Below are 6,228 nucleotides of genomic sequence, written 5' to 3'. Positions count from 1 at the left end.
CCGATGCCGCGCAGGTGGCCGGCATGCTGGCGCACTGGGAGCGCGCGCTGGTGGACATCGGCTTTCTCGACCCCGCCGCGCCCAAGAAGCTCATGCCGCGCCTGAACCAGTTGTTCAACCGCGCGCAACTCACGCCCGAGGAAATCCACATCCTGCGCGGTGTCGCCAAGGCCATGACCGGCGCCGCGCAGGCAAAGCGCTAGACTCGGCGGCTCTTTTTCCGCTGCGCCCCCACGCCCCACCACCCCATGTTTGCCCGCCTGCGCTCCGACGTCCAGTGCATCCTCGACCGCGACCCCGCCGCGCGCAGCACCTGGGAGGTGGTCACCTGCTACCCCGGCCTGCACGCGATCTGGCTGCACCGACCGGCGCACTGGTGCTGGCGCCACGGCCTGCCGTGGCTGGGGCGCTTCATCTCGCATTTCGCGCGCTGGATGACCGGCATCGAGATCCACCCGGGCGCCAGGATCGGCGAGCGCGTCTTCTTCGACCACGCCATGGGCGTGGTGGTCGGCGAGACCGCCGAGATCGGCGACGGCTGCACCATCTACCAGGGCGTGACGCTGGGCGGCACCTCGCTCTACAAGGGCGCCAAGCGCCACCCGACGCTGGGCAAGGACGTGGTGGTGAGCGCCGGCGCCAAGGTGCTGGGCGGCTTCGAGGTGGGCGACGGCGCCAAGATCGGCAGCAACGCGGTGGTCATCAAGCCTGTGCCGCCAGGCGCCACGGCCGTGGGCATCCCGGCCCGCATCATCCCCTCCAAGGCCGGCCAGAGCGCCGACGTGACCGAGCCGCAGGCCGCGCGCCCCTTCACTGCCTACGGCATCACGCAGGAAGACGATCCGCTCTCGCAGGCCATGCGCGGCCTGATCGACAACGCGTCGTCGCAGGAGCACCAGATCGCGCTGCTGTGGCAGGCCATCGAAAAGCTTTCGGCCAACCCGCAGGCACCGGCCAAGGACTGCGTGCCCTGCGACGCGGCGCGCGAGGAGCAGTTCCAGGCGGACAAGCTCAACGAGCTGGTGGGGAAGTAGCCGGCGCGTTGGCAGGTGGCCGGTGGCGGCCCCGGCTTCGGTGTGCAAGCCAAAAAGGCCTGCAGCACAATAAATACTAGGGCGTTATGCTATAAAAAATATAGCATCAGCGCCGCACGGCCGATTTCGGCCGGAACGCCTTGCACACCGCGTCGTGCGTTTCCAGGTACGGCCCGCCGATCAAATCGATGCAGTAGGGCACCGCGGCGAAGATGCCCGGCACGATCTGGCTGCCGTCCTCGCTCCGCAGGCCCTCCAGCGTTTCCGCAATCGCCTTGGGCTGGCCGGGCAGGTTGACGATGAGCGTGCTGCCGCGCACCACCGCCACCTGGCGCGAGAGGATGGCCGTGGGCACGAAGCGCAGGCCGATCTGGCGCATCTGCTCGCCGAAGCCCGGCATCTCCTTGTGGGCCACGGCCAGCGTTGCCTCGGGCGTCACGTCGCGCAGGGCGGGGCCCGTGCCGCCCGTGGTCAGCACGAGGCTGCAGCCGGCGGTGTCGGCCAGCTCGATCAGCGTGGCGCTGATGGTGGCCTGGTCGTCGGGGATCAGCCGGGGCTCGAAGGCGATGGGGTTGCGCAGCGCGCGGGTAAGCCAGTCCTGCAATGCGGGCAGGCCCTTGTCCTCGTAGACGCCGGTGCTGGCCCGGTCGCTGACGGAGACGATGCCGATGCGCACCGGCTCGAAGCCGCCGGTCGCGGCAGGTGCCACGGCCTCAGGCATCGCGGCCGGTCTCTTCGTGGCGGGCGTGGGTGGCCGCGTCTTCCATCTGTTCGCGCACGAGCTGGAACAGCTCGCGGTAGGCGCGTCCCTTGCGCGGGGCCAGGCCCTCGGACACCTGCACGTTCGCGGTCTTGCCCTCGGGCTGCGCATCCTTGCGCGCCTGGCGGATCAGCGCGCGGATCTGCTGCGTGTCGGTGCGCGGAAAGCGCTCCAGCCAGTCGGGCAGTGCGGCGTCGTCGGCGATCAGCCGGTCGCGCCAGCGCTCGGAGGCGTGCAGCGCGAGCTTTTCGGCGGCCGAGCCGTTGTGCTGCTCGTCCAGCGCGCCTGGGCGGCGGCCACGGCGGCGGGATCGAGCTGGCGCATGATCTTGCCGACGTACTGCATCTGGCGGCGCTTGCCCTCGAAGTTGGTGATGCGCCGGGCCTCGGCCAGCGCGTCGCGCAGCTTCTCGGGCAGCTGCAGGCGTTCCATCAGGTCGGCGCGCAGCGTGAGCAGGTCTTCGCCGAGCTTCTGCAGCGCATCGCTCTCGCGCTTCAGGTCGGTCCGGCTCGCTTCGTGCGTGCCTTTGAGCTCGGCTTTCAGTTCGATGTCCAGCTCGCTGCCTTCGGCAACGAACTGGCCTCGCACGTAGTAGCCTTTTTTGGGTTTGCGTGACATGGTGGGGGCAATGGGAGGGGCACGTGTGTGCCCATACAGGCTTCGGCACCTTGGTGCCGAAGGCGGCAAGTATCATAGCCGCCGATATGAATACACCCAGCCCACGCGCCGCCGGCGCCGCCCCGAAGACACCCGACAGCGGTTTCAGCTACACCCGCCCGTTTTTCGAAGACCTCGTGGACCGAGCCCTGGCGCACGCCAAGAAGCTGGGCGCCACCGACGCCGGCGCCGAGGCCTCCGAGGGCTGCGGCCTGTCGGTCAGCGTGCGCAAGGGCGAGCTGGAGAACGTCGAGCGCAACCGCGACAAGTCGCTGGGCGTGACGGTCTACATCGGCCACCGGCGCGGCAACGCCAGCACCTCGGACTTTTCCAGCGCCGCCATCGAGCAGACCGTGCAGGCGGCCTACGACATCGCCCGCTTCACTGCCGAAGACCCGGTGGCCGGCCTGCCGGACGAGGCCGACATCGCCCCCGAGGACTCGCACCGCGAGCTGGAGCTGTTCCACCCCTGGGCCATCACCAGCGAGGAGGCCGCGCGCATCGCCATGGAATGCGAAGCCGCCGCGCTGCAGACCAGCCGCCGCATCACCAACAGCGAAGGCGCGGGCGTATCGGCCCAGCAGAGCCACTTCTTCAGCGCCCACACGCGCGGCTTTCGCGGCGGCTATGCCAGCTCGCGCCACAGCCTGTCGGTGGCGCCCATCGCCGCGCTGCCCGGCAAGAATGCCGACATGCAGCGCGATGCCTGGTACAGCTCCATGCGCGATGCGCGCGAGCTGGCCGCGCCCGCCCAGGTGGGCCGCTACGCCGCCGAACGTGCCCTGAGCCGCCTGGGCAGCCGCAAGATCCCCACCACGCAGTGCCCCGTGCTGTTCGAGTCGCCCCTGGCGGCCGGCCTGCTGGGCGGCTTCGTGCAGGCCGTGAGCGGCGGCGCGCTGTACCGCAAGAGCACGTTCCTGCTCGACTCGCTGGGCAAGCCGGTTTTACCGAAGCACATCGACATCCTGGAAGACCCGTTCATTCTTCGCGGCAAGGGCAGCTCGCCCTTCGACGACGAAGGCGTGCGCGTGGCGCCCCGCAAGGTGGTGGATGCCGGCCGCGTGGAGGGCTACTTCCTCTCGAGCTACTCGGCGCGCAAGCTGGGCATGAAGACCACCGGCAACTCGGGCGGCTCGCACAACCTCACGCTCACCTCGCGCCGCACCCGCGCGGGCGACGACCTCGACGCCATGCTGAAAAAGCTGGGCACTGGCCTGTTCGTGATCGAGCTGATGGGGCAGGGCGTGAACTACGTGACGGGCGACTACTCGCGTGGCGCCAGCGGCTTCTGGGTGGAAAACGGCCAGATCGCCTACCCGGTGCATGAGATCACCATCGCCGGCAACCTGAAGGACATGCTGAAAGGCATCGAAGCCGTGGGCGCCGATGCCTACAACTACGGCGCCAAGACCGTGGGCTCGATCCTCGTGAACCGCATGAAGGTGGCGGGCAGCTGATGCAAAACGCAGCGGTGCCGAAAGCGCCGGCCCCAACAAAAAACCCGCCAGCGGCGGGTTTTTTGTTGGGCTGAACGAAAGCCGATCAGCGCTGGCGGCGCAGGCGGGCGATGCCGAACATGCCGAGCAGCGAGGCCATCAGGATCAGGCCCCATTCGGACACCGTGGGAATGGGCGATGCCGTCACCGCGGCCGCGGCCATCGCGTAGCTCACGGGGGCGTTGTTGGCCGTGCTGCGCGAGGTGTCGGTCACGGTCGATGTCAGGCAGGTATCGGTCGCGCCGCTGTTGCCCGTGCCCGTGTTCTGGCAGCCGGAGTTGTGGGTGGAGGTGCTGGTGGCGCCGGAGACGATCACGGCCGCGAAGCGGTCCGCCGTGGTGTGCGGTGCGGTGCCCGTCATCCACAGCACGGCCTGCATCAGGTTCACGTTCGTGATGTTGCCGGAGGCGTCCGTGGAGATGCGCAGCGTGTTCAGACGGGCGTTGGGGTCGGTGGAGGCCACGGTGTCCAGGCCGCTGGAGAAGCTGTAGGAGGTGACGGTCGAGCCGATCTCCAGGTTGCTGGCGTTGGCCGGCAGGTTGCCGGCCGTCGTGAACGTGCCGGTGACGTTGTTCGTGGTCAGGAAGTTGGCGCACAGGCTCGCGGGCGTCGTGGTGCAGTTCGTGTAGTTCTGCAGGCTGGCGTAGTTGCCGGTGCTGTTGATGTTGACCGTGGCACCGAACGACGTGCCTGCCGCCAGAGCGAGCACGGTGCCCAATAGGATTTTCCTCATAACCGCCTCCAAGGGTTAGTAATTGTTACCGCCTGAAAGTTTAATTCGGAACCGGGGGCGAATTTGTAAGTGTTGCGTGGGTGCCAATTTCGAAACCACCCCCTGGCGCGGCGCGCGATGGCATTGGCACCCATGTTCCCCCCGCATGGTCCCCGTCTCCCCATCTCCCCGGCGGGCCGCAGCGCGCCCGCACCCTCCGCCGCGGGGACCCTTCAATACGCGGCACCCGCCTGCGGAGGCACCGCCGCTGGCCCGCCGAACTGCGCGCGCAGCTTGCGTGCCGCGCCGACGAACATCAGCACGTCCACACCCACCGCCACGAAGGTGCAGCCCAGGTCCAGGTAGCGCTGCGCCAGCACGGGATCGGAGGTGAGCGTGCCGGCGGCCTTGCCGCTGGCGATGATGGTCCGCATGGCGCCTTCGATGGCGGCCTGCACGTCGGGGTGGCCGGGGTTGCCGCGGTGGCCCATGGACGCGGCCAGGTCGGCCGGGCCGATGAAGACGCCGTGCACGCCGTCCACCGCGCAGATGGCGGGCAGGTTCTGCAGCGCCGTCACCGTTTCGGCCTGCACCAGCAGGCAGACCTCGTCGTCGGCCACCTGCAGGTAGTCCGTGCGGCTGTTCCACTGCGACACGCGGGCCACGGCGCTGCCCACGCCGCGCGTGCCGTGCGGCGGGTACTGCGTGGCGGCGGCGATGGCGCGGGCCTGCTCGGCCGTGTCCACCATGGGCACGAGCAGGGTGCGCGCGCCGATGTCCAGCATCTGCTTGATGAGCGCGGTGCTGCCTTCCACCACGCGCACCACCGGCTGGGCGGGCTGCGCGGACACGGCCTGCAGCGTGGCCAAGGTGCTGCGCACGTCGTTGGGTGCGTGCTCGCCATCGATCAGCAGCCAGTCGTAGCCGGTGGTGGCCGCGGCCTCGGCCAGGTACGGGTCGGCCATCGACAGCCACAGGCCGATCTGGGGCTGGCGGGCGGCGAGGGCGGATTTGAAGGGGTTGTGTGCGGGCATGGTGCGGGTCGTGCGTGAAGCGAAGGGGAAGAAGAACGAAGGGTAGCCGGCCGGGCTCAGACCCCGGCCAGCAGGTGGCCGGGCGGCAGCGGCCGGCCCTGCAGGTGGTCCACGATGTTGCGCGCCGTGGCGGTGGCCACGCGCAGCGCGGCATCGCGCGTCACGCCGGCGACGTGGGGCGTCATCAGCACCTGGGGCAGGGTGTTGAGCGGGTGGTCCGCGGGCAGGGGCTCGGTGTCGAAGGTGTCCAGCCCCGCGCCGGCGAGGTGGCCGCTGCGCAGCGCCGACAGCAGGGCCGCTTCCTCCACCACCGGGCCGCGCGCGGTGTTGACCACAATGCTGCCGGGCCGCAGGCAGTCCAGCTCGCGCGCACCGATCAGGCCGCGCGTGCGGTCGGTCAAGGGGCAGTGCAGGCTCAGGATGTCCACGCGCGCCAGGAAGGCATGCAGGTCCGGCTCGGTGGCAAAGCCGTCGGCCTGGCCCGCCGGGCGCAGCACCAGCACCTGCGCGCCCAGCGCGGCGGCCAGCCGCGCGG

Annotated in this window: 6 protein-coding genes and 2 pseudogenes; 3 read left to right on the top strand and 5 right to left on the bottom strand. The window is 69.7% G+C overall.

Translation table 11 applies throughout. From position 1 onward, the window contains the following. A pseudogene (locus AC27IO_RS18975) lies at positions 1–203 on the top strand (RNA methyltransferase); the annotation flags it as partial. A gap of 45 nt (positions 204–248) precedes the next feature. Beyond that, a complete protein-coding gene (gene cysE / locus AC27IO_RS18970; RefSeq protein ID WP_284402731.1) occupies positions 249–1,034 on the top strand; it encodes a serine O-acetyltransferase in 786 nt (261 codons plus the stop codon). 106 nt (positions 1,035–1,140) lie between these two features. On the opposite strand, the gene mog is transcribed toward cysE, so the two are convergent. Further along, entirely contained in the window at positions 1,141–1,755 is a 615-nt protein-coding gene (gene mog, locus AC27IO_RS18965) for a molybdopterin adenylyltransferase (RefSeq protein ID WP_284431524.1), read from the bottom strand. Next, positions 1,748–2,412: pseudogene (gene yjgA, locus AC27IO_RS18960) on the bottom strand (ribosome biogenesis factor YjgA). Before yjgA ends, mog begins: the two are co-directional and overlap by 8 nt. 86 nt (positions 2,413–2,498) lie before the next feature. On the opposite strand from yjgA, the gene pmbA reads away from it, so the two are divergent. Beyond that, complete coding sequence (pmbA, locus tag AC27IO_RS18955) at positions 2,499–3,908, top strand: metalloprotease PmbA (RefSeq protein ID WP_284402734.1); 1,410 nt, start codon at positions 2,499–2,501, stop codon at positions 3,906–3,908. An 85-nt stretch (positions 3,909–3,993) separates the two neighbouring features. Here pmbA and AC27IO_RS18950 read toward each other — a convergent pair whose 3' ends face one another. The 3 genes from AC27IO_RS18950 to AC27IO_RS18940 form a co-directional block, all read right to left on the bottom strand. Beyond that, the gene (locus AC27IO_RS18950) at positions 3,994–4,680 is read right to left on the bottom strand and encodes an IPTL-CTERM sorting domain-containing protein (RefSeq protein WP_498740195.1); all 687 of its coding nucleotides are present in this window, start codon (positions 4,678–4,680) and stop codon (positions 3,994–3,996) included. Between the two features lie 212 nt (positions 4,681–4,892). Next, positions 4,893–5,693 carry a 4-hydroxy-2-oxoheptanedioate aldolase gene (gene hpaI, locus AC27IO_RS18945; protein WP_284431527.1) on the bottom strand — a complete coding sequence of 267 codons (801 nt, stop codon included), beginning with the start codon at positions 5,691–5,693 and terminating at the stop codon, positions 4,893–4,895. A gap of 56 nt (positions 5,694–5,749) precedes the next feature. After that, the coding region (locus AC27IO_RS18940) for an NAD(P)-dependent oxidoreductase (RefSeq protein ID WP_498740193.1) at positions 5,750–6,228 on the bottom strand (479 nt) is incomplete at its 5' end.

The sequence above is a fragment of the Acidovorax sp. KNOB132 genome, assembly GCF_057541515.1.
The sequence above is the reverse complement of the archived record's forward strand: the minus strand, read 5'-3'. Positions and strand labels throughout refer to the sequence as shown.